The 23476-nt window shown below is 62.5% G+C and carries 13 protein-coding genes; 6 read left to right on the plus strand and 7 right to left on the minus strand.

What is annotated here, in order from left to right; all coding sequences use genetic code 11:
* Positions 1-15 precede the first annotated feature (15 nt).
* The 4 genes from mcrC to QM615_RS21930 all read right to left on the minus strand — a co-directional run bounded on the left by mcrC (position 16) and on the right by QM615_RS21930 (position 4883).
* On the minus strand, positions 16-1101 hold the full coding sequence (mcrC, locus tag QM615_RS21915; RefSeq protein WP_283347908.1) for a 5-methylcytosine-specific restriction endonuclease system specificity protein McrC: 1086 nt from the start codon (positions 1099-1101) through the stop codon (positions 16-18).
* Positions 1098-2927: an AAA family ATPase gene (locus QM615_RS21920; RefSeq protein WP_283347909.1), complete on the minus strand. Its 1830-nt coding sequence runs from the start codon at positions 2925-2927 to the stop codon at positions 1098-1100. Before QM615_RS21920 ends, mcrC begins: the two co-directional genes overlap by 4 nt.
* Positions 2928-3279: 352 nt before the next feature.
* Complete coding sequence (locus QM615_RS21925; protein WP_283347910.1) at positions 3280-3582, minus strand: hypothetical protein; 303 nt, start codon at positions 3580-3582, stop codon at positions 3280-3282.
* 104 nt (positions 3583-3686) lie between these two features.
* Positions 3687-4883 (minus strand): hypothetical protein, encoded by a 1197-nt coding sequence (locus tag QM615_RS21930; RefSeq protein ID WP_283347911.1) that lies wholly within the window; start codon positions 4881-4883, stop codon positions 3687-3689.
* Between the two features lie 247 nt (positions 4884-5130).
* Between QM615_RS21930 and QM615_RS21935 the strand changes: the two genes are divergently transcribed.
* Entirely contained in the window at positions 5131-5637 is a 507-nt protein-coding gene (locus tag QM615_RS21935; protein WP_283347912.1) for an ADP-ribosyltransferase, read from the plus strand.
* A gap of 1 nt (position 5638) precedes the next feature.
* The gene (locus QM615_RS21940; protein WP_176457510.1) at positions 5639-5809 is read left to right on the plus strand and encodes a hypothetical protein; all 171 of its coding nucleotides are present in this window, start codon (positions 5639-5641) and stop codon (positions 5807-5809) included.
* A 125-nt stretch (positions 5810-5934) separates the two neighbouring features.
* Here QM615_RS21940 and QM615_RS21945 read toward each other — a convergent pair whose 3' ends face one another.
* Genes QM615_RS21945 through QM615_RS21955 form a run of 3 tightly spaced genes read right to left on the minus strand, consistent with a single transcriptional unit; the run spans position 5935 to position 9795 of the window.
* A complete protein-coding gene (locus tag QM615_RS21945; protein WP_283347913.1) occupies positions 5935-7698 on the minus strand; it encodes a ThiF family adenylyltransferase in 1764 nt (587 codons plus the stop codon).
* Positions 7695-8690 (minus strand): SMODS domain-containing nucleotidyltransferase, encoded by a 996-nt coding sequence (locus tag QM615_RS21950; protein ID WP_283347914.1) that lies wholly within the window; start codon positions 8688-8690, stop codon positions 7695-7697. The genes QM615_RS21945 and QM615_RS21950 overlap by 4 nt, the downstream gene beginning before the upstream one ends.
* Positions 8677-9795, minus strand: a complete 1119-nt coding sequence (locus tag QM615_RS21955; protein ID WP_283347915.1) for a CBASS cGAMP-activated phospholipase — start codon at positions 9793-9795, stop codon at positions 8677-8679. The genes QM615_RS21950 and QM615_RS21955 overlap by 14 nt, the downstream gene beginning before the upstream one ends.
* A 747-nt stretch (positions 9796-10542) precedes the next feature.
* Here QM615_RS21955 and drmD point away from each other — a divergent pair.
* Genes drmD through drmB form a run of 4 tightly spaced genes read left to right on the plus strand, consistent with a single transcriptional unit; the run spans position 10543 to position 23472 of the window.
* On the plus strand, positions 10543-13686 hold the full coding sequence (gene drmD, locus QM615_RS21960) for a DISARM system SNF2-like helicase DrmD (RefSeq protein WP_283347928.1): 3144 nt from the start codon (positions 10543-10545) through the stop codon (positions 13684-13686).
* A complete protein-coding gene (locus tag QM615_RS21965) occupies positions 13683-17759 on the plus strand; it encodes an Eco57I restriction-modification methylase domain-containing protein (RefSeq protein ID WP_283347916.1) in 4077 nt (1358 codons plus the stop codon). Before drmD ends, QM615_RS21965 begins: the two co-directional genes overlap by 4 nt.
* Positions 17756-21553 carry a DISARM system helicase DrmA gene (gene drmA, locus QM615_RS21970; RefSeq protein ID WP_283347917.1) on the plus strand — a complete coding sequence of 1266 codons (3798 nt, stop codon included), beginning with the start codon at positions 17756-17758 and terminating at the stop codon, positions 21551-21553. The genes QM615_RS21965 and drmA overlap by 4 nt, the downstream gene beginning before the upstream one ends.
* Positions 21550-23472: an MrfA Zn-binding domain-containing protein gene (gene drmB, locus QM615_RS21975; RefSeq protein ID WP_283347918.1), complete on the plus strand. Its 1923-nt coding sequence runs from the start codon at positions 21550-21552 to the stop codon at positions 23470-23472. Before drmA ends, drmB begins: the two co-directional genes overlap by 4 nt.
* Positions 23473-23476: the final 4 nt, after the last annotated feature.

Genomic DNA, 23476 nt, shown 5'->3' on the forward strand with positions numbered 1-23476 from the left:
GCGTGAGTCGGTGGCCTACAAGTCGATAGCGCTCAGGAGGCGCGCTCTGATGTCGTGTGCAGACGCCGCCAGATCGACAGTGACGAAGCGGAAGCGGTGTCCGTCGATGACGGCCGATTCGTCGAAATGGCTGTCGACTGTCGGATAGAGCAGAACACCGTCCGCCGTCCTTCCCAGCTCATCTCGCGAGCTCTGTGAGCGGACATAGGCGTAGAGCTGAAAGACATGGTTGCGGTCGAGGCGGCGGACACCATGAAACCCGGGTTTAAGGGCGTCGGCGAACTTGGTTTCGACGATGATGCGTCGGCCGTGCTGTTCGAGTTCAATGTCGGTGCGCATGGTGGGCAGCATGGCGAGCATTCCCGGTGACGTCGCGGTGGTGAGCCAGTGGCGTTGTGTCTCTCCCGCCGCCACCCGCCATGTCGGTGGCAGTTCTGCGCGGTAGAAGCCGCGGACGGCGCGCTCGTAGAGTGCTCGGATCGTGGCTGCGTCGCGGTCGGGGTCGCGGCCGGCGCGTCCACCCGCATCTTCGGTGGGAATGAGCATGTTTAACAGCAGCGCTGCTGCGGCGACGGCTTCCGCATCGTCGCGGTCGTTGCGTCCGAGCCGCGCGGCCGCCGCGGTGCGCCAGGTCGTGGGGTCGGCTGTCACGCCGTACTGGATCAGTGTGCGGGCGAGAGCGCGGGCTCGGCGTGCTGTGGTCGCGTCATCGACGACGCGGCTGGCGCGGTGGAGAGCGGTGAGGAGAAGGCGGTTGCGGGCGGTGTCGACGGTCAGTTCGTCGAACGTGCACGCCACCCGTCCTTGGTCGAGCAGCTTTCTCGATTCGGTCGCCAGCGCGTCGATGCGGCCGCGAACACGCGTGAGCACAGCGCGACGGTCCCGGTAGGCGTGGCCGAGTGGACGCGCCAATCGTCGCTCGACGGCCGTCACGAGAATCTCCCCGACCAGGTCCACGAGATCCTCGGGGTTGTCCTCCACGGCGGCCAACAGGCGTGTGTCGTGCTGCTGGTACAGCGTCGAGGCGTACAGCATGAGCAGCCACAGGTTGCGTACAGGGATGCGGTACGCACCGCTGGTGATAGTGCGGGCTTCCGTCACCTCGGCACGTCGAGCAGGGCAGCTTCGCGTTCGATCGCGGCGGGATCGTCGAACCAGTACTCGGCCAGCAATGGTCGGATCTCCTGATCGATGATGCCGCGCAGCCAGAGGTGCGGGTCGTCGATCGCGGGGCCGTCCGGTGAGGGGGTGAAGAAGCTGTGGCCGATGCGGTACTGCTCGCCGAGGTCCGGCGCGTCGGCGATGCGCTGGTTGAGTGCTGTGAGCCGAGTTCGTAGTGCGTCGACGAATGCGACATCGACCCCGCGGGCAACGAGCCAGTCGCGCCAGGCGTCGTTGAACTGCGGCTGCAGGTCCGCGAAGGCGAATCGCCGTCGGAGTGCGAAGTCGACGATGGCCAGGGACCGGTCGGCGACGTTCATGGTGCCGATGAGATATAGGTTGTCGGGGATGTAGACCAGGTCGTCTCCTGGTTTGGAGTAAGCCAGCTTGAGCGCCTCGGACGCTTTTCTCTTGTCCGCTTCGAGCAACGTCAGCAGCTCTCCCATGACCTGTGCGAGGTTCGCCCGGTTGATTTCTTCGACGACGAGGACGTGCTCGGCATCAGGGCGATTACGGGCTTCCTCGATCACCTCTAAGAAGTAGCCGTCGGTGAGTGTCAGTCGCCCGTCGTCACCTGGACGCCATCCGCGGACGAAATCTTCGTAGGAGACGGTGGGATGAAACTGGACTGCGTGTATCAACTCCCGGTCCTTAGTGCCCATCAACGCGTATCCGAGGCGTTTCGCGAGCCAGGTCTTCCCTGTCCCTGGTGGACCTTGAAGAATGAGATTCTTCTTGCGCCGCAGCGCTTCGAGATAGCCGGTGAGGTCCTGCGGCGACACGAAGCAACCTTCGTCGATGATGTCGGCGACCGTGTAGTCGTCCTCGCCCGGCAGTTCCTCGATCGTTGCGTCGTTGTTCGGTGCCGGCTCCGAACGGCGTCGGCCGCCGAAGTACTTGTCCGCCCAGTAGGGGGCTGAGAGAAATGACGCGTAGTCCTGCTCCTCATCGTCAAAAGCGAAGCCGATCAGAGCCTGCGCCTGCCAGGAGTCGGGTTTGATGCCCCACACGGTGTTGCGTGAGGTCCAGAAGTACCAGTCCTCGTCCGGGACGGCGGACGGTTCGTCCCAGTCGACGACGACTTGGTCGCCGTCACCGGGGTTGGCGGTGATGGTGCCGGTGGCGCGGATCGCCATGACCGCCGAGGTCTGCCCGTCGATATCGAAGGGAAGGTCGTTCTTTCGCGTGAACGCTGCTTTGATGGCGATGCGTTCACCCGCTTTCATCGATTTGATCGCCGCGGCGTACTTGTGGGGCTGCTGCGCCCGCCAGAGCCCGTTGGCCACGAACTCCGGTGTTCGGTCCGACGGCGCGCCGCCGTCGATGCCGAACATCGCTCCGACGAACCAGAAGGTGGCGAGATCATCGGAATCGGTCGCCGCCGGCGCGGGACGGCGCGTGGGCTGATAGTTCTGAAACGCGGGGACAGCGTGCAAGTCCGCCTCGGTGATCTCGACCGGGTGATCGCGCAGCATCTGGTATCCGAAATCTGTGATGCGTGACCGCCCGTTCGCCACTTTCTCGACGGCGGCGGCTCGCCGTAGGAACGATAACGCCCAACCGATTCTGTTGTCTGCTCGTCCCTGGCCGGAATTCAGCGTTTCCGCACGCTGCGCCTCGGTAAGGCCGACGCTGTCCATCACAGTGGACTTGAGCGCGGACGTCCTCCAAATGGACCCGTCACCGAGCACGTTGAGCACCGGGCGAGCGAAAGTGGGCCATGCGGGAACAGGCGACGCCTCCATTGCCGAGTTGAGGTCGGTCACAGCGGGTACCGCCGGCCGTAGTGGTTGCTGAAGCAGCGAGCCATGACCGCGGGTAGATGCATCCTGTGACAGTATCGCGGCGACGACACCGCCGACCGAGCGCAGCGACGTCGGCCCTCTGCACGGGAAGGGTCACTGCTTCGGCTGACAGGATCGTAATATCGGCAATGATTATTGTTATGAATTATGCCTGCCGTTTCGCCGCGCCGGTCGGCCGGGCGGCTTTTGCGGAACACGACGAAAAGCAGTACCACCAGGAGCGATGCGGCGAGGCACAGCATCAAGAATGAGCCGACCGAGTCGCGGAAGAGGGAGGAGTCCTCCTCGGGCGGCTGCGTCGTCGACTGTCACGTCACGCGGTAGCCGGCGGGGTCGTCGGTTCCCCCGACTGCAAGCCGTCATCGCTAAACTCGGATACCAACCGCTTCTTCGCCTCCTCGGCCGCCACCTGGTCAACCTTCCGCTGGTCCAAAAACATCTTGCCCGCAACAAGACCGATGCCCATGAGTGCTGCACCCGCTCCGACGCTCTTCGCGACGATGCCGGGCAAGGCCTTAGATACAGCCCCGCGCTCGATGTTCTCGATCAGTTGCGGTACGCCCCCCGCAGACTTGGCTGCGATCGAGAAGGCTTGGTAGGGGCCCAGGTTGTTCATCTTCTACCCTTCGTACGTGTGTTAGTTAACGGCTCGCTGAGGGGATCGGCGAGCCAAGGGCCGGGTCTGAGCGAGCATGCGAGTGGGTCGGCCGCAGGCCTGCTTCATCTTGAACGCGCTTCCAGGGCGCGCCGAGCGGCTGCAAGTTCGTGTTGCTCGAAGGAGTCGTTGGCGTATTCGAGTGCAACGTCGACTATCTCGGCGATAAACGCAGCGTCGATATCGGTGCCGGGCGACAACCGGAACTTGTCGGTGCGGTCGTACTGCGAGTTGCTGGACCCCCTATGGAGGTCTGATTCAGCAAGTTTCGCGTGGAAATGGTCCGTCCAGAACGGTGGAGGTGCTGGTCGATATGTCACTTCGGCGATCAGCCCTTCTGAGGAGACATCGAAGTCATTCGGCACGACCCTTACGTCGCTTACGCGCTCAATTCGCTTCCAGGTCCTGACGGTGCGGGCCTCAAGGACTTCGAGGAATTCGGCGTCGGTCTGCAGAGGCTTGAGGCCTCTGGTGAAGCCATGACGTTGCGCCTCAAGGTTCGTCATTCGTCGAACCTGCTGTGGGGGCTGAAACCTGTCAGGTGTACGGATTTTGACGGCCTCGCTGGTAGTGATGCGCTCAATGGCCCCGCCCAGCTTTTGACGCCAGCGCCTCCCACTGGCGTCGGTGTACTCGACTACGAACTGAACGCCGTCAGCGCCGGTGGTGTGGACTGTCACGAGGGTGAACCAAAGGTGGTCCTCGGTGTGATCGCGGTACGGGGTGAGCTCTTCGCCGCTTGGGATGAACTCGTGCAGGCGGTTGTCTTTGGCGACGAGCTCGGCCGTCCGGTGTTCGACCTCGCCGTCTGCTCCGTTGGGTGCCTCAACGAATGGCACGGAAACATCGAAGAACGTGTCCTTACTGCGGTTCTCGATCCGGTAGGTGGGTAGAGACTCAAGCGAGAGCTCGCCCTCCACTTTGTAGATCGTCAGAAGCCGCGCTTGCGCCATCTCGTCGTCCTGACGGAGCCGGCCCGCTTCGCGGCGGTCGAATCGGGTGTGTGCACTGGAAACGGAGATGCTAGCGGCAGCGATGAGGAAGGCCGCCGCCGTCCCGAGGCCTCCGGCCCAGGTGCCCCACGCGATAAACCAGTTCGAGGTGATGTCATTCGCGTCGTACATGGCTTTGACAATGGTGACAACTCCAAAGGCAACAGCAAATAGAAGAACGCTTAAGCAGACGCCGAGAAGGACCGCTCGAAACGTTTGCTCTTCGGGCAGACTTCGCTCGCTGTCTGAGCTTCCGCTACGTCCGATCATCGACGAATGGTAGACGAGTCGTTGAGGCCGTCCGCCCAGCCGGTGGCGTCGAGATTCGCGTCCACAGAAGAACGCGCCGCAGAGGTGTCCTTTGCTGTGATCCCGATTGCAACGCACAGCCGGGCGCGCCTGGTGGCCGTACTCGGAGTCAGTCGTCAAGATTCGAGTTGTGCAGCCATCAAGTCCTGAACAGAAGAACGACCATCCTTTCCCGAGCGAGTACACGCTGGTTCAGGATTTTGGTTTGTTGACCGACGCCGAGCGCGACGTCGTGGCTGACTACACCCTTGGGTCGTACCTAGAAATAAACGAGGCGCTGCGCGGGCGGCGCGCTATGACGGATGAGACCCAAGCGAAAGTCGACCTTATGAGGTCGGCGGTGTCGAAGTTTCCACTTGAGAGCACGTGGCGAGTTTCACGCGAGACTGAGCTTGCCGACTTCGGCCTTGAGCCTGGTCAGACACCCGCGAGTCTGGTGGGAGAGGTCGTACAGGAGCTTGGATTTCTATCGGTGAGCGGGCTGCGCCGCCCTCCTCGGATAGTCGAGCGCAAGGTTCCGGTGTGGCTTGATCTATACGTCACGGCAGGTGTCCCGGCTCTCTACTTGTCTGAGGCGCTCACCATGGCGTCCGACTACGAGCGGGAGATGCTTATCGTGGACGCTCGCGAAGTGTTCGTGACCGGCGTAAGTTGGGACACGGAGAACGAGCTCTGGGTCTTACAAGGCCTCCTGACCAGCGAGGATGGTGAATGACGTGTCGGCGTTGACGAACGATCGTCTGGACCTTCGGCGAGTCAAGAAGACGCCGGAGCAGATACAGCGACTGCATGCCAAAGCGAGGAAAGAGCTCGGCACCGAGGCACCGGTGGCGGCGAGCCGCGTCTCGAAGGTTCGCGAGGCCGGCAAGCCGGGTAAGCGCTCTTAGGTTCCAGTGGGTGGCGAGCGATGAGCTAGCGACATATCGTCACATTTGATGCGCTAAGCAGCAAAAATGCCATAATATCTGTTATCGGCAGGATATTTCCGGCGCTGATTGTCGGATCTATAGACTCAAATTGGGCGGGATGATCCCGCAACACCGGCCTGGAGAAATATGTGCCGGGGACCAGCTGGCGCGTGCGGTAGAGCGATGAGGTGGGTTCCTGACGTGACTGCCTCTTTCTGTGTGAGATGCAAGCCGATCAGGTTGGTGACTGTCGCGGCGACAGCAGCGAGATCGGCTGCAGACCCATGGAACGTGGGCACAGAGCAGCCTCTCGTCGGGATCAATTCGTCGCCTTCGGCTGCTTCTCCCCAAAGCTGGTGGTAGAGCTCCAGCTCGCCATCTGCCAATACCAAGCGTCCTGCTTGATCGTCCAGCTCGGACGGCGTCGAGATGGCACCGGACGCAGAGATCGTGGCGATACCTAATGTTCCTGTCTTGGCGTCGGTTGCCACCTGGGCGATGAGTGCGTCCCGGTATTCGCCGGCAAGGGTGTCAAGGTAAGCGGTGATGCTGTGACTGACGGTTGCGTCGATGATGACGTCCGCGGTACGCGAGACGGTTGGATCGGAGATGTATCCGTCTGCGACGGTGACTTCCAGGTCATCACGGATTGCGCGGAGACGTGTTGCGAGGGCGTTGGCCTTTGTCTCGCCGATGTCGGCTTCGGTGTAGTTCTGTCGGACGAGAAGTCCTCCGGTGATGGCACTGGGGTCGCAGACCGTGACGCTTCTGACTCCGGCGCGCGCGATGAACTCGGCGATCCATGATCCGAGCCCGCCGCACCCCCAGATGTGAACGGTTGTCCCTCGAAAACCGTTGACGGGACGGTTGTCGTCGCGTCGTGTTGTGACTTCTTCTCTTTCGTCGGACATGTTGCACCATTCGATGGGGATATCGGCATTGATGGTGGCGAGATCGAGGTTGACCGCGGGGCCGTGCTTCTCGGCGATGCGCCGGAGGGTGTCGGCGGTACCGGCGGGTAGGCGTCCACAAAGGAGAAGATGCGGTCCGCCTGCTGGGTGAGGCACGGCAAGCACGAAGTATTGCTCGGTGCCGTTGGGGTTTCGCAGAGCGCTGGCGAGGAGCGAGGTGAGGAAAGCTGGTGACTGTGGTGAAACCTGTGGTGACCGCCCCTCGGCGCGGTCGAGGTGCGGGTCGTCCAGGAGCCTCAGCAACAGGGCGAATGTGGATGTTGCGCCGAACGGGAGATCGCTCGTTAGGACCAAGACTGGCACGCGTTGCCCGTCACGATCAGTGGAGTAGGTGAGGTCGTAGCGGTGGGGTGAGCGAGGGATGAGGCGAGCGATCTGCTGCCGCTTGAGTGGGCCGGTCTCGCGGGCAACGATGGTGGGCGTGCTGGCGGCGTGGTGAAGCACTCCTCCGACGGCGTGGTACATCGCGGTCGAGGGATCGAACACGCCGCCAGCGGCATCAGTGAGCCAGTCCCACAGGCGGCTGAGAAAACCAGCCATTCCTGAAGATGGACGCCACTCGCGGGACGGATCGAGATACATGCAAAGCCGCTGCCCTTGGAGCACGTGCGGGAAACCGAGAAAGCGCGTGTGATCGACTTCGACGCTCGGAGGCAGGAACATCGAAGGGCGAATCTTGACGACGAACTCCTCGTCGTCGGCGAGTACCAGCCCACCGGGCCGGTGAAGGATGTCCGTGGTGTGCAACTGCAGTCGTAGGGTGGCGTAACCGTCAGTGTCGAGATGCGGTTGCTGGACTATCCGCAGGTCTTGGGAATACGCCCTGACTAGTGACCTCAATTCATCGACGAGATATTTTTGCCAGGTCGTCAACGCGACCGCGCGGCGACGGCTCATCCCGCGCGACCAGACCGCCCCACGGTGGACACGACTGCGGGTGTCGCTGCCGGGAATCTCGCGCTGCTGGACGCGGCGGCCGGGGCCCGGAAGCCGTCACCGAAAACGCCCTGCCACAGCTCGACGCTGCGGTCTTTGTTCCTCTCCTCGAACGCTTCCTCGATCTCGGCGGCGTGGACGTGGATGCGGTCCCGAAAGTAGTTGTAGGTGGACTGCTCCCATCGATGGTCGAAGGTGACCCCGGACCCGGAAGGGTCTGGAATGGACGGCTTGGTCGGGCGGTCTTGAAGCCAGACGTCGAGGTCTTTGACTAGGTGCAGGAGAGTCGTGGGGACGTCGCTGTAGTAGCTAGGGTCGACGAACGTGCGCAGCTCGGTTATCTGCTCTCCGAGCAGTGTGGTCAAGAGGATGGACCGTGTGCCGGTGAATGAGTTTTTGTGGTCACGCAGGTACTTCATGAGTCGGATAACCTTGCGTAGGTTGCCGTTCGCGAGCGCGTCCTTGGTTTTCATCCAAGTGGTGAAGCCTTGAGGGTTGGTCAGCTCCCAGTCGTTGTCGTCCCGGTTCACGATGACTTCCCGTCCGTCAGCGAGGTTCAGGTGCGGCACTATGTCGAGGTGCATGGAGTTGGCGTAGACGAGTCGGACGCAGCGGCACTTGCGTGAATGGGGCATGGTGGCGTACGTGCTGTGGCGGTGCAAGACCGCGTACACCTCGTCGATGTACTTCTTGGGGCTGTCGGACCAGTCCGGGTTTTCGGTCATATCGAGCATGAAGTCTGCGTCGAACTCGTTGCTACCAACCGGGTTGATGATGGTTTTGTGCGCCCAGGACCCCTGGGCTGTCTTGCCCAGGATGAGCGGGCCGACCTGCTCGTCAGCTTTCAAAGCTTTGTAGACCGCTTCGACGCGCGAGTTGAGCGAGTCGAGCTTCACCTGGCCTAGGTTGACAGTGTCCTTGAGTAGGACGTTGAAGTAGTCAGTGAGCTTCATCGGAGACCTCCGTGGTCGACGTGCTGATCGGGTCGCAACGGTGTCGGCGGCCATCGATCAGCGGTGTGTATTTGGCTGCGCGATGGCCGGCGAACAGCGCTGTATAGATCGGGCTGAGGTCGCGGCTCACCGACGCCGCGAGGCCAGCGAGGTCGTCTGCATCTGCCGAGTCCAGTGCGTACAAGTTGCCGGGAACTCGCGCGTCGAATCGGGTGTAAGCATCCTTGCCGATCAGATGTTCAGCGACGCCCTGACTTCCGCGGCTTCCAGCATTGAGAATCAGGGGTGCGATCGGTTTCGCCCAGTTCACCAGTCCGCCGCGGTCAAGGCGTTTGGGGTGGTTCGTGATCTGGTCGACGGTGCCGACGTTGAGCACCCTGATCGAGGCCAGTGGTACTTCGAGCATGCTGACGGCCTCGGCAATCGCGACAACGGAAGGGTTGTTCGCCCATACCCCGCCGTCGATGAGGCGGTGTCCATCAACCCGTGCGGCGGGAAAGTAGAGCGGTGCCGCTGATGTCGCCATCGCGATGTCCACCATCGAAACGCGCCAGTCCCGGACGAGCCGCGTGTGATGCGGCGTCTTGAAGATGTGCACGGTGCCGCTTTGCACGTCCCAAGCCGGGATAACCAGGGGTTTCACACTGTCCCCGAGCAACCGTTCGCCAAGCACTCTCGTCAGGGCGGTGCGCAGCGCGTCTCCGTCGTAGATGGGTGCAGTAAGTTGGCGTGGCCGTCGCCAGAAACGCCGGCGCGCGGCCGGGAAGACCGCCTCGACCAGTTCTTCGTAATGCCCCACGATTTCCCTCGGAGTCAGGCCTGACCCCAGCGCGAGCGCGACGATCCCGCCGGCGGACGTCCCGGCTATCAGGTCGAAGGAGTCCGTAATGCTTTCACCGAGGTCCTGTTCCAACCGCGCGAGCACGTGAGCTGTGAACAGTGCCTTCGCTCCCCCGCCGTCAAGAGCAAGAATCTGGAATCGTTGCCGGGCAGAAACATTCACCTCGCCGGTCGCGGATCCATGGTCGCGCCAACAAGGTTCCGAGACAACTTCGGACTGCATCTCGGGTTCAGGTCCGGTCGAACCTTCCGGAATTACATCCATATACCCATGGTAGGGCCAGGCACCGACACAATCCGGTGCGCTTTGTGCTCTCCTAGCGGTCGATCTTCGCTGTTACAAACGCTTGTGCCGACGCCGGTTCATATCTTGTATCAAGTCGGCCCACTGAGGGTTGGTCATCATGTTCACAGGACAGGATCGGAAGCACCCAACGCACCGAGGTGATCCCAGCAGCACGACCTGGGCAAGCCTGGTGGTCGTTATTGGCGCGCCGGGGGTCAAAATTGAGCTGTGCAGCCACAATCCAGGAACCGGAGCTCGGCCACCCCTATCCCAGCGAATACACGCTGGTGCAGGATCCCGGCCTGCTTTCTGACGCGGCGCGCACTGTGGCGTTCGGTAGGGCGCTACCGCTAGCTCGGCTCAATCCCGATCTGGCGGCTGAGACTTCGCTCAGGCTAATACATACCCGGAATCTAGCGTCTTCGATGGGTTGCCACACACCCTAGGGTCGCGGAGCTCAGGGTGGGTCGTCGCAACTATTGCGGCGGCTGAGAAAATTTCGGAGATGCACCGGTGAGTTACCGAAACGGGTGACCCGCAGATCTACCACTGGTGCGTTACGACCGTTGACGCTGGTCTGGAAGAGATTCGAAGAACCAGTGGAAGACGTCGTTGAAGACAAGAGTGACTCACATAGCAAAGAGCCACGGCGCGGGCCACGGCTTCATATATGTTTCAACGGACTAAGTAATAGAACAACCGAAGGCGAGTGGCGTCGTGAGCACCATGCTGAGCTCGAACAAGCTACCCGTCCTTGGTCAACTAGTGCGGGTGCGGAGCCGTCATTGGGTGGTCACCGACGTAGCTCCTACGGCGCTACCTTTCGACGTCAAGTCGACCACCGTCGGCGAGGGGCAAACCCTCGTCACCCTGTCCAGCGTGGAAGACGACGGGCTGGGAGACGAACTTCGGGTGCTGTGGGAACTAGAGGCTGGACGTAAAGTTCTCGACGCCGCCACTCTCCCCGATCTCACGCGCGGGAAGTTCGACGACCCGGCGACGTTGGGTGCGTTTCTGGATGCACTTCGTTGGGGCGCAGTGACGAATGCGGAAACGACGGTGCTGCAAGCACCCTTTCGTGCTGGCATTGCGATCGAGGACTACCAGCTCGAACCCGTGACACGCGCGTTGACGATGCCTCGGGTAAATCTACTTGTCGCCGATGACGTTGGCCTCGGTAAGACGATCGAAGCTGGGTTGGTAGTTCAGGAATTACTGCTGCGTCAGCGCGCCCGCCGTGTGATGATCGTCTGTCCGGCACCGTTGACGGTGAAGTGGCATGAGGAGATGGCGGCCCGTTTTGGGTTGGGCTTTCACATCGTGGACACGGCTGAGGTGCGTAGGGTCCGCCGCGAACGTGGTCTGCACGCCAACCCTTTTCGGGTACACCCTTTGACGATCGTCAGCCTGTCGTGGCTGCGCGGTGCTCGGTGTCAGCGTCTTCTCGAAGAAGTTTTGGGTGATGACGGCCCCGCCCGTCCGCGAGCAATCGACTTGCTCGTAGTTGACGAAGCGCACCACTGCGCGCCTCCTGGCAAAGGGAAGTACGCCGTCGACAGCCAGCAGACACGAGCAATATCGCGTCTCTCGACGCACAGCGAGAACCGATTGTTCCTGACCGCGACCCCGCACAACGGATACGCCGAGTCGTGGACCGCTCTCCTGGCTATGCTGGACCCGCAGCGGTTCGCCCGAGGTGTGCCGCCGGACCCGGCGGCCCTTAAACAAGTTCTCATCAGACGCTTGAAATCCGAACTGACCAAACCCGACGGAACCGCATTGTACCCAGAGCGGTTGGTGGAGGAAATAACAGTCGACTACCCGCCACATGAACGGGACGTCCACTCCGTGCTGCGGGAGTACACCACAGCTCGCCGTACACGACTCGCGAAGCAACAATTGCAAGGTGCAGGTCAAGCAGCCGATTTAGTGACGTTACTACTGAAGAAGCGGTTGTTCTCCAGTCCCGCAGCGTTCACCCGCACAATGACGCTCCACCTGAACTCAGTCACACGTACATCTGAGGCAGCGGACATCGACACCGAGTGGGTCGGCGATCGGCAAGCGGAGTTGGTGTACGGCGAATGGTCCAACGACGACGCGCTGAACGAGGCGGAGGACGCCGCGGCCGATGCCGCGACCACCGCCGCCGGCAAACCAGGCCCCGCTGAGCGTGAGTTGCTCGGCAAGCTCGAAGCATGGGTGGGCGAACACGGACTCGACAGCGACGCAAAGGCGAAGGCGTTGCTTACGTACCTCGACCAAGTATGCAAAACAGACGGGCAATGGAACGACGAACGCGTCGTCATCTTCACCGAGTACCGCGACACCCAACGCTGGCTCGCTGATCTGCTCGCAACCTACGACCTCGCCGCCGCAGGACGCCTTGAGCTGCTTCACGGCGGCATGGACGAAGACGAACGCGAACGCATCAAGGGCGACTTCCAAAAGCCACCACGCATGCATCCGGTACGTATCGTGTTGGCAACCGACACAGCAAGCGAGGGCATCGACCTCCAGGCTCACTGCCACCGATTGATCAATTACGACATCCCGTTCAATCCCAACCGGCTGGAACAACGCGCCGGCCGCATCGACAGGTACGGACAAACCCACCGACCCGAGATCCGCCACTTCGTCGGATCGCACTGGAAGAGCGCACCACCCGAAAGCGCAGAGGCAGACCTCGACTTCCTTACCCGAGTCGCGGTAAAGGTCGCAACCATGCGCGAAGACCTCGGCAGCGTCAATCCGGTGTTGGCCGCAGCTGTAGAGCGACGCATGCTCGGAGGCTCCGACCGTGCCTTCAATATCGAGGCGGTCCAACCGAAGTCTGCCACCCGCGACGCCCTGAAGGTGGAGCGAACCCTGCGCGCCGAGGCCGACCGGCTGCGTGCCACCTTGGCCGAATCGGCGCACGAATTGCACAGCACCCCTGCCGATGTCGAACGCGTCGTCCGAGTCGGTCTCGAACTGGGCCGCCAATCCGCACTACAACCACACCTCGACGAACAGGCCGGCCGGACAGTGTGGCGAGTACCGCCGCTGACCGGATCGTGGGCCCGAACCACCGCCGACCTCGTCGACCGCGACTACGGCGCCCGACCGATCAGCTTCGACGCATCGATCGCCGCTAAACGCGACGATATTGTCCTCACCCATCTCAATCACCCCCTTGTCGCAATGGCCACCCGGCTGCTTCGCGCCGAAGTATGGGGGGCAGGCCACCTCGAACGGGCAGCGAGCCTCATTGTCGACGACCCCCGACTCACCGACCCGATGTTGGCGGCGTATTCGCGTCTCGTTCTCGTCGGAGCAGATGGAAAACGACTGCACGAGGAATTGTTTGCGGCCGGCGGCTGGGTCCGCGGGAGCTCATTCTCCCGCCTTGGAGTCACCGCCCTCGCCGACCTTCTTGATGCAGCCCTCGGCCCGGCCTCCTCCCCACGCGACAGCAGCGCCGTCAATAAGAACGACCTCACGCAGAGTTGGCCGAAAGTGTCCGGCAACCTCGAAGCGGCGATCACAGCCCGCGCCAAGGAACGAGAAACGTCACTGGGAAAGTCTCTCGCGAAGAGGCAAATGGACGAGCACGACCGCACGGCCGCATTGCTTTCGGGGTTCGAAAAGTCGTTGCGAAATGCCCTCGCAGAGCAACACGAGAGCCAGCAGTTGTCCTTCGCCGACCTCGACCCGGACGAACGCAATCAACTCACCGCGGACCGTGCAGCCTGGCGCCAACGCCTGGACTCTCTACCCGCTGAACGAGACGCCGAACTCGCCTCGATCGCCCGCCGGTACACCTCCGTGCAAATGCTGTGGTTCCCTGCAGCTGTCGTGCACCTCGTTCCCGCGAGGAAGGCCAGATGACCCCCACCCGCCGTCGCCCCCCACGCACCAGAACCAACTCGAATCCCACCGAATGGCTGGAGCTTCTCGCCGTCGACGGCCCATTCCTGGCCGCACCGGTAGCTATGGATGTCTGGCCGGGTGGGCTACCGGCAGTGGACAAGGACGCCGTCTCCGCACTACGGGACGCCAGCAGCGCCCTCGACGCCAGCCCCGGTACCCGCGACGCCTTCATCCGCCACGTGCTGGTCACCTTCTTAGGATGGAAGGCAAATCACCTCGGTGCCGGCCATGTGCCTTCCACTTTGAATACCCGAGTCGCCGAGTTCGGAATCGAAGTTCGCCCCGACCTTGCTTTGGTGAGCAACCCTGAAAACCCAGCCTTGCAGCCGCTGCTGTTGGGAATGGTCGTCGATCCTGGCGTACGTGCGAGCGCTCGCTCCATCACCGGTACTGAAAAATGGCCGGCGAGCCCGGTCGATCGGCTCGCGCACGTGCTGCGAGCACACAAGGTCCCTCTCGGTCTGGTCACCGACGGCACCGAATGGACACTCGTCTGCGCACCCGAAGGCGGAGCCACCACGACCGCCACCTGGACCCGGCACACCTGGTTCGACGAACCGGACACTCTCAAGGCCTTCGCAGCGCTTCTAGGCCGGCTTCGATTCTTCGGCGTCCCCGACGAGCACACCTTGCCCGCGTTGCTCGCCGCCAGCATGGACCGCCAAGAGGAGATCACCACCCGGCTCTCCGAGCAGTCCCGGGCGGTCGTAGAGATGCTGGTGGCGTGCATTGGACGACTCGATGCCAACCACAAGACACAGCACGGCGAGACCCTGTTACCTGCTGCGGTCGAACCGGCCGAGGTGTACCAGGGCGCAGTCACCGTCTTGATGCGCTTGGTATTCCTGCTCTACGCCGAAGAACGCGGACTGCTCCCCGTCGACGACAACACCTACGCGGACGGCTACGCCATCAGCACCCTCGCGGGGCAGCTGAGAGAGCATGCCAGCGACGTTGGCGAAGACACCTTGGAGCGCTCCAGCGCCGCCTGGCACCGCCTCCTCGGCGCATTCCGGGCGGTCCACCGCGGTGCCCGCCACGAGCAACTCGCACTGCCGGGCTACGGCGGCAGTCTCTTCGACCCCGACCGGTTTCCGTGGCTCGAAGGCCGGCGCGACGCCGACACAAGCCTCGACGACTGCGACCCGCTCCCTATCGACGATCGCACCCTGCTACGTGCCCTCGAAGCATTGCAATGGTTGAGGTTCGCCGGTGAGCGCCGCCGCGTCTCCTTCCGGGTGCTCGATGTCGAACAGATCGGCTACGTCTACGAAGGTTTGCTCGATCAGGATGCCCGCCGCGCCCCCGACTGGATTCTGGGCATCGCCGGTGACAGCAAGGGCGAAAAGGACGGCCCGGAGATCGCACTGACCGCCGTGATCGGTCATTTCGAGAAGGGCATCGAAACCTTTGCAGCGTGGCTGTCGGGTGAGATCAAAGAGGTAGGTGGAAGCCGCAGCTCCGCGGCAATCAAAAAATCTCTTGCCACACCTAGCGGTGCCGCGTCCGTCACCGCATGGACAGCAGTGTTGGAAGCGTGTGGTGGGGACGAGCTCACAGCCAACGCTATCTTGCCGTTCGCGGGTCTGCTACGCCGTGACCCCCGCGACCTCCCCGTCATCTATTCACCGGGCAGCCTCTACCTCACCGACAGTGACCTACGTGCACACACTGGTGCCGTCTACACCCCCAGAGCCCTCGCGGAACAGGTCGTCGCCCGCACCCTCGAACCACTCGTGAAATCACCAGGACCGCTCGACACCGAGGACGAGGCCGTATGGAAGATTCGAACACCGGAGCAGATCCTCGCAGTCAAGGTCGTCGACATTGCCGCCGGCAGCGGCGCATTCCTCGTCGCAGCCACCCGGTATCTCGCCGACCGACTCCTCGACGCCCGACGTATCCACGAACCAATACAGACAGGTGTCGAGGTGGACGACGAGCAGGCGATCATTGATGCCCGCCGTCAGATTCTCGACCATTGCATCTACGGCGTCGACATCAACCCGATGGCCCTGGAGATGGCGAAGCTCTCCCTCTGGTTAGTGACTCTTGATCGCAACCGCCCGTTCGGGTTCCTCGACGACCGCCTCGCTGTCGGAGACAGCCTCCTCGGGTTGACGAGCCCTGATCAACTTTTGGAGATGCATCTCGACCCTCGTGGGGGCCGCGCTGCGCGCAGTCACGAGCAGATCGCTGCCTACACCGCCGATGTGCCTGGTCTGCTTAAGGAAGCAGCCGTGCTGAGGCAAAGAATTTCCGACGTCGAACTCATCGACAGCCATTCCGCTGAGCACAAAACCCGTCTTCTCGTTGAATCTGGGGAGTTGACACGGCGGTTTGCCGTGCTGGCGGACGCACTGTCCGGTGCAAGCTTATCCGGTGGGGCACCGGGAAATTACGGCTCGGTCGCCGCTGGTTTTGGGCTCGCCACAAGCAGCTCTGGCAGTGGCACAGCATGGACAAGATTCGAGGAAGAAGCTCGATTTTCCCTGACGGAGGAGGGCGGTCAAGTCCGTCGTCCAGCGCATTTTCCGCTGCTTTTTCCCGAAGTGTTCACCTCACCGCAGACAGGGTTCGACGCCGTCGTCGGCAATCCACCTTTTCTCGGCGGATCAAAGCTGACGGGTGCCTTTGGTGCGCCATACAGAGAACATTTGGTCCGCGCCGTCGGACGTGGCGTCCGAGGGAACGCCGATCTGATTGCGTATATGTTCTTGACGGCGACCTATTTATGCAATGCTTCGGGAAGCTTCGGCCTCATCGCCACCAATACTGTCGCGCAGGGCGACACTCGCGAGATCGGCCTCGACCAGATCGCTGCTGACGATTGGGATGTGTATGCCGCGGTCAAGAGCGAGAAGTGGCCGACCAAGGGTGCAAATCTTCAATATAGTGTCGTCTGGGCGTCCCGTCGCGGTCGAACCAGTGGCGTTCGCGCGAACGCGGATGGTTTACTTACACAGGGGATTACACCAAGCCTCGATCCCCTCGGCCGCGCTACTGGCAATCCTTTCCGTTTGACCGCGAACCGTGGACTTGCGTTCTCCGGTTCTAAGGTCGACGGCTTAGGGTTCACCATGAGCCATGACGCGGCACAAGAACTGATCCGAAGCGATCAACGCAGTACGGATGTGCTCTTTCCCTATATAAACGGCGAAGACTTGAATACAAGACCAGATACAAGCGGAAGCCGCTGGGCCATAAACTTTTTTGGTTGGACAGAGGAACAAGCCAGACAATATCCCGACTGTTACGAGATTGTTCGCGAATTGGTGAAACCAGTTCGGGACCAAAACAATCGAGAAAGCCGCAAGCGTTATTGGTGGCGTTATGCCGAACACGCCCCGGGTCTTTACAAAGCGATCGAGGGCATGTCGCACGTTCTCGCAATTACGCTGGTGAGCAAAGTCGTCATGCCCGTACGGATACCGACTGGCCAAGTATTCGCGCACAGACTAGCAATCTTTGCGACGGAAGACATGGCAGACCTCGCGCTGCTGTCGAGTGCACCGCACTACTGGTGGGCAATCAAGTATTCATCAACACTCGAATCCCGAATCAATTACACCCCGTCCGATGTCTTCGAGACTCTGCCGCGTCCCACCTCTACCGATCGAATGCGCGCTGTTGGCGAAGCGTTTGATCGTGACCGTCGTAAGTTCATGTCAGAACGCCAGCTCGGGTTGACTGACACCTACAACCTCATTCACGACCCTGCCGTTGCTGATATCGAGGTTACCCACCTACGTGCACTGCATGTGAACATTGACGAAGCTGTGCTCACTGCTTACGGGTGGGATGATCTGCCCTTGGACCACGACCATTACGACACCCGCCAAGGCGTCCGTTGGTCCGCGTCACCGGCGGCGCGGCTGGAGCTGGTTGATCGGTTATTGGAACTCAACCAAACCCGCTATGCCGAAGAGAGAGCTGCTTTGACCATGTCGCCCCTCCGCAGCAAGGGCCGTATCAAAGCCACACCGAAACCCGCGGAGAACGCATTGTTCGACACTGATGAGGACGTATGAACATCGAGGCCACGCCCACTGGGCAGGCTCACACCGACAAGACGACACTGGAATCATCTGAGTCGGATGAATGGACCTCGCGTCAGGTCCGCGCCGAACTCGAACGGTTTCTGGTACGGGATCTGCTCGGCCCGTGGGCAGGCGAGATGGAGGAGCTACCCGCCGGCACCATCCCGTCAGAGCGGTACATCCTCGGAGTCCTGTCGCCGGCGCGTGTGTCGCTGGACGCGGAGACCACCGATGACACGGCCAGCGACGACGGCTCCGGAGAGGGAGCAGCCGAAGTCACCGCGGCCGCAGCAGCGGGGTCAATGGCCCCGGCCTCACTGGGTCTGTCTTTCAGCCTGCCGGTGGACGCCACATCGGTGCGTATCACCGCCTCGTGGGGGCGATACGTACAAGGTGAGTCCGCCGGCGACGTCACCGACGGCGGGGTACCCCGGCTCGTGTGGCGACGCGAGGCCGCAGGGGGCGCATTCGATCTGGACGTCACTGCAGCCGAATCGACCGAGATCCCTGATCGGAATCAGCCTGGAGTGCTGGTGCGTGCCCATTGCCGGCTACAAACTGCGTGCCGGGTCGTTGATGTGGCGATCGTCAACGCTCAACCGGAGTTACCAGACCGTAAGGACGCTGCGAAAATTTTCCAGGTCCGCGTACAGGTGACTGCTCTCGACGGAGCAGGGGCGGTGTTCCTGCCACACAACGATCCTTCACACGTCGTCGCCGACGACACCGCGCCGGTAGCGGATCTGGAGCTGCAGGGCTTGACGATGCTGTATCGCCACGCCCGGCAATTCGCGGTCGGCCGCAACGCCGGAGTCGACGTGGCTCGGCGCGCCGACGAGCACTGCGCATGGCAAGTTGCCACCACCAACATGCCCGCGTATGAGGTAGAGCAGACCGTCGCCCCGATCCCCGCTCAGGTACCGCAGCTCGCAGGTCTCGAGGTCGACATGCGGACCTTGGCGACCGCGCCCCGCGCACAGGTTCTAGCGGCTCTGCGCCCGCTGGCCGACGGATATCTGAATTGGTTGGACCAGCAGGACGCGCGCCTGACGACGGACCAAACGTTGGCCGGGCATGACGTTGCAGCTCGCAGTCATCTCACCGCGGCACGGACCGCGGCACGACGGATCGCGGCTGGGATCGACCTGCTCGAAGACAACGACATCGCCTGGCAGGCATGGCAATTCACGAACTTGACGATGGCCATGCAGCGTGAGCACACCGAAATTGCTACCGAACGCGCCAAGAACTCCGCCCTTACGCTCGCCGCCGCATCAGCTCTGGTCGACGAGCCCCGGAGGCGGTCGTGGCGACCGTTCCAGCTGGCATTCGTACTGCTCAATCTCCCGTCGTTGACCGATCCAGAGCATCTGGACCGCGCCTTGGCCGGCGCAGCGAACGGGCCTGGTTTGGCGGATCTGCTGTTCTTCCCCACAGGCGGCGGAAAAACCGAAGCCTATCTCGGTCTCACTGCGTTCACACTCGCGATACGCCGGCTCCAGGGTGTTATTGGCGACGGCGACGACGCGCGCGATGGACGAGCAGGCGTGGCAGTCCTCATGCGCTACACGCTGCGGCTTCTCACCGCCCAACAGTTCCAGCGCGCCGCGACCCTCATCTGCGCCGCCGAGCACCTGCGCCGCACCGCCGTCGAGGTGCAACGCGTCGGCGGGCCGGTCAACCCGTGGGGAGAAGAACCGTTCCGGATCGGGCTCTGGGTCGGATCCAAGGTCACCCCTAACTGGTACGACCAGGCGAAATCAGCGCTCGAAGCCATGCGCAACCGATATGCCGGTGCCGGGGCCTCGAATCCAATCCAGGTTCTGGCCTGCCCATGGTGCGGGCGAGCCATCGAGCCTGGGCAGGACGCAGAGTGCGACGACTCCCGCCGCCGGGTGTTGGTGTGGTGCGGTGACCCCGACGGACTGTGCGCGTTCTCCCGCAAGCAATCGCATTCCTGGGGCGAGGGGCTGCCCGTCGTGACGGTCGACGAAGAGGTCTTTCGGCTCGCACCAAGTTTGGTGATCGGAACCGTCGACAAATTCGCGCAGCTCCCGTTGCGCGGACAGACCGGTTTGCTGTTCGGTCGGACGTCGTCCTGGTGTGAACGCCACGGGTACCGGCACCCGGATCTGACTCCGAAAACGGACTGCAAAGACGGGGGCCACCCCAAGCGCGGCACCCGTCCCGGGACCAAACCGCAGGCCTGCGGGCCATTGCGGCCCCCGGACCTAATCATTCAAGATGAGCTGCACCTGATTTCAGGAGCACTGGGCACCATGGTCGGGCTGTACGAGACCGCAGTGGACCGCCTCGGCGCATGGTCGGTCAATGGGACCACTATCCGCCCCAAGGTCGTGGCCTCGACCGCGACGGTACGTCGAGCCAAGGAACAGGTGCACGGACTGTTCAATCGGGATCTGGCGATCTTCCCGGCCCCGGTCCTCGATGCCGGGGAAACCTTCTTCTCTACCCAGATTCCGGTTGATGAGGATCATCCCGGCCGCCGATACCTCGGAGTCTGCGCACACGGTCAACGCCTCAAGCAAGTCCAAATCAGAGTCGCGCAACTGCTACTGGCGGCCGCCCAGCTGCTGTTCGACGAGCACGGCCGCGCCGCCGACCCCTACATGACCCTGGTCGATTACTTCTCCTCCACCACGGAACTAGCCGGAATGCGCCGATTGGTCGACGATGACATCGCCACCCGGCTGCAGCAACAGGCTCGGCGCGGTCTGCGGGATCGCCGAAACATGGAAATACGCGAACTCACCGCACGCATCAACAGCCAAGACATCGGCAAAGCGCTCAGTGCACTGGCTAATCCGTTCGATCCCGATATCGATTCCAGCGCAGCAAAAGCCACCGTATCGAAGCTCCGAAAGGACTCGCGCGATGGCGGTGGAAAGACGGCCGCCGCAAGGGCCGCCCGCGCTGCGCTCGATGCCCTTCCGCTGCACGACTGGGAGGACAAACCCATCGACATGCTGCTCGCCACCAGCATGTTGCAAGTCGGAGTGGATGTATCGAGGCTCGGGTTGATGGTCGTGACCGGGCAACCGAAGAACAGTGCCGAGTACATTCAGGCATCCTCACGAGTCGGGCGAGACGCCACAAGACCAGGCCTGGTGGTGACACTGTTCAACTGGGCCCGGCCCCGAGACCTAGGGCACCTGGAAACCTTCACCCACTTCCACGAAACCTTCTATGCCCGTGTGGAACCGCTCTCGGTCACGCCTTTCGCCGACCGAGCCCTCGACCGTGGGCTGGCCGCGGTACTCGTCGCCGCACTGCGCCACGCCCGCGACGACTGGGAGAGCGAACCGGGAGCCCAGGCAGTGCCGGTCACCGACACCGACGTCGACGCCGCCGTCGAATGGATCGCGGAACGAGCTGGCGACGTGCTCGGCGATGCCACCAAAGTGGCAGAGGTCGAATCGATGTGTCGCGCCTTGCTGGACGACTGGGATCGTCGACGCAAAGGCCTCGAAGTCGGTGCCCTGTCCTACACAAGCGATAAGAAGGGCCTCGACCCGCTTCTCGATTCCGGGGTCGGCCGCTGGGGTACCTGGTCGGCAGGATGGTCGCTGCGCGAGGTCGAACCCGAGACGAACATGCTGATCACCCTGGCCGCACCCGAGATTGCAGAACGACCCGGTTGGATATTCGGCAACGCACCCGGCCCTAGCAACGACGAAGACGAAGACGACACAGAAGAGGCCGACGAAGCGGGATTGATCTCCGCGGAGCCGGTTCCGGCGACAGAGGGAGAACCCGACCGATGAACGCCGCGCCCGCCAATCCCCCCACCGACAAGTACCTCCGCCGAGTGGGTAGCCAACGCCCCAACGCCCTGTTGTATTCCGACGGTGTCGGCTCCGTCGTCGACCTACCGCATCTGTCGGTCGTGGTCCAAGGCTTGGACTACTGGGACTACCGCCAAGCCACCGACTTCGAGCTCACCGAACCACGCCTGCTCCAACGTGTCCGGCAAATCCTCGGCCCGCACGTACGCCAACTACGCGCCACCCCGCACCGAGAAGACAGCACCGACCAGGACGACACCGAGGCGAACCGGGTGGGGGTTCCCGTCAGCCCGTTCCCGCGCTGGATGCGCTGCACCAGCTGCCGATTACTGGCCGGCATCAACGCCGAAGGCACCGGCCCGTTCCGGTTCGAAAACAAGAACAAATTCCGCCCCGACGAAGCTCGCTTCGTCCACGACTGCCGTTCGACAGCACCCGGCAGCAAGAAGTCCCTACAACCGACCGTTGTTCCGGCGCGATTCGTCACCGCCTGCACCGGCGGACACCTCGACGAATTCCCGTACGTCGAATACGTCCATTACGCCGGCGCGTGCAGCAAAGGCCGCGAGGGTCGACTGACGATGCTCGACCCAGGCGGGAACTACGGTTCACAGATCAGTATTCGATGCTCGTGCGGCGCGAAACGCACCATGCGTGACGCCCTGAAACACCACCGGACGGAGGGCAGCATCGCCCTGCCCGGATGCCGCGCCCGCCACCCCCACCTCGGTTGGTTCGACCCCAAAGGATGTATCGCTCCGGTCCGCGCCATGGTCCTAGGGGCCAGCAATCAATGGTTCAGTCTTCTGGCGAAAGCGCTCTACATTCCGGCGCTGGGCACCGAACTGGCTGCCCTGATCGAAAAGCACTGGGCACCTTTGTCCAAGGTCACCGGACTCGAAATCTTGACCTTTGCTTTGACTACGATCCCCGAGCTCTCACCGCTGCGAATACACGACCCCGCGGCGATCTGGGCAGAAATTCAGGCACGCCAACAACGTGAGGCGGACGTGCCGGCCGAACCCGTCGATCTGACCGCCCGGGAATACGAAGCGCTCACCGACCCCACCAAAGCCCGACGCGATTCCGACTTCACCGCCGATGTGGTGCCCACGCCGCATGCGTGGACGGGGCTGGTGTCGAAGGTCGTGCAGATGAGTCGACTCCGAGAGACCAAAGCCATGGTCGGGTTCACCCGGGTCGACGCCCCGGACTGGGGTGAGCCCGACAGCAGTCAACGCGCGCCGTTGAGCCGAGCCGAATTGGATTGGGTACCAGCATCCACCACTCACGGTGAAGGCATCTTCCTGGTACTACAGCGCACGGTGATCGAGGCGTGGGAGAAGGCAGCGGAAAGCAGCTCACATCTGAACCGGCTGCGCACGGCGCATACTCGGTGGCGCAACAATCGGCAGCTGGACGGCGTTCCCGAGGATCACTGGCCAGGAGATCGTTACCTACTACTACATACCCTGTCTCATCTGCTGGTCCGTGAAATCGCGCTGGAGTGCGGATACTCCTCGGCCAGCATCACCGAGCGGATCTACGCCAACACCGAACGCGGCGAGACAGGCATCCTGCTCTACACAGCCGCCAGCGACAGCGAAGGAACCCTGGGCGGTCTCGTCCGCCTCGCAGACCCCACTCAAATGGACCGACTGCTGCGGGCCGCGTTCGCCAACGCCCGCCGCTGTTCGTCCGACCCCCTGTGCGCCGAGCACGCACCGCTGATCACCGAGGACACCCTGCACGGAGCAGCCTGCCACGCATGTTTGTTCGCGTCCGAGACCACCTGCGAGCGAGGCAACCGATTCCTCGACCGCCGGTTGATCGTGCCCGTCGACCCGAACGAGCAGCAACTGGCCCTCGACGGGTACTTCACTATCGGAACTCCCTGACCTC

The organism is Rhodococcus sp. IEGM 1341 (assembly GCF_030056895.1).
In the GTDB taxonomy this organism is placed as follows: Bacteria; Actinomycetota; Actinomycetes; order Mycobacteriales; family Mycobacteriaceae; genus Rhodococcoides.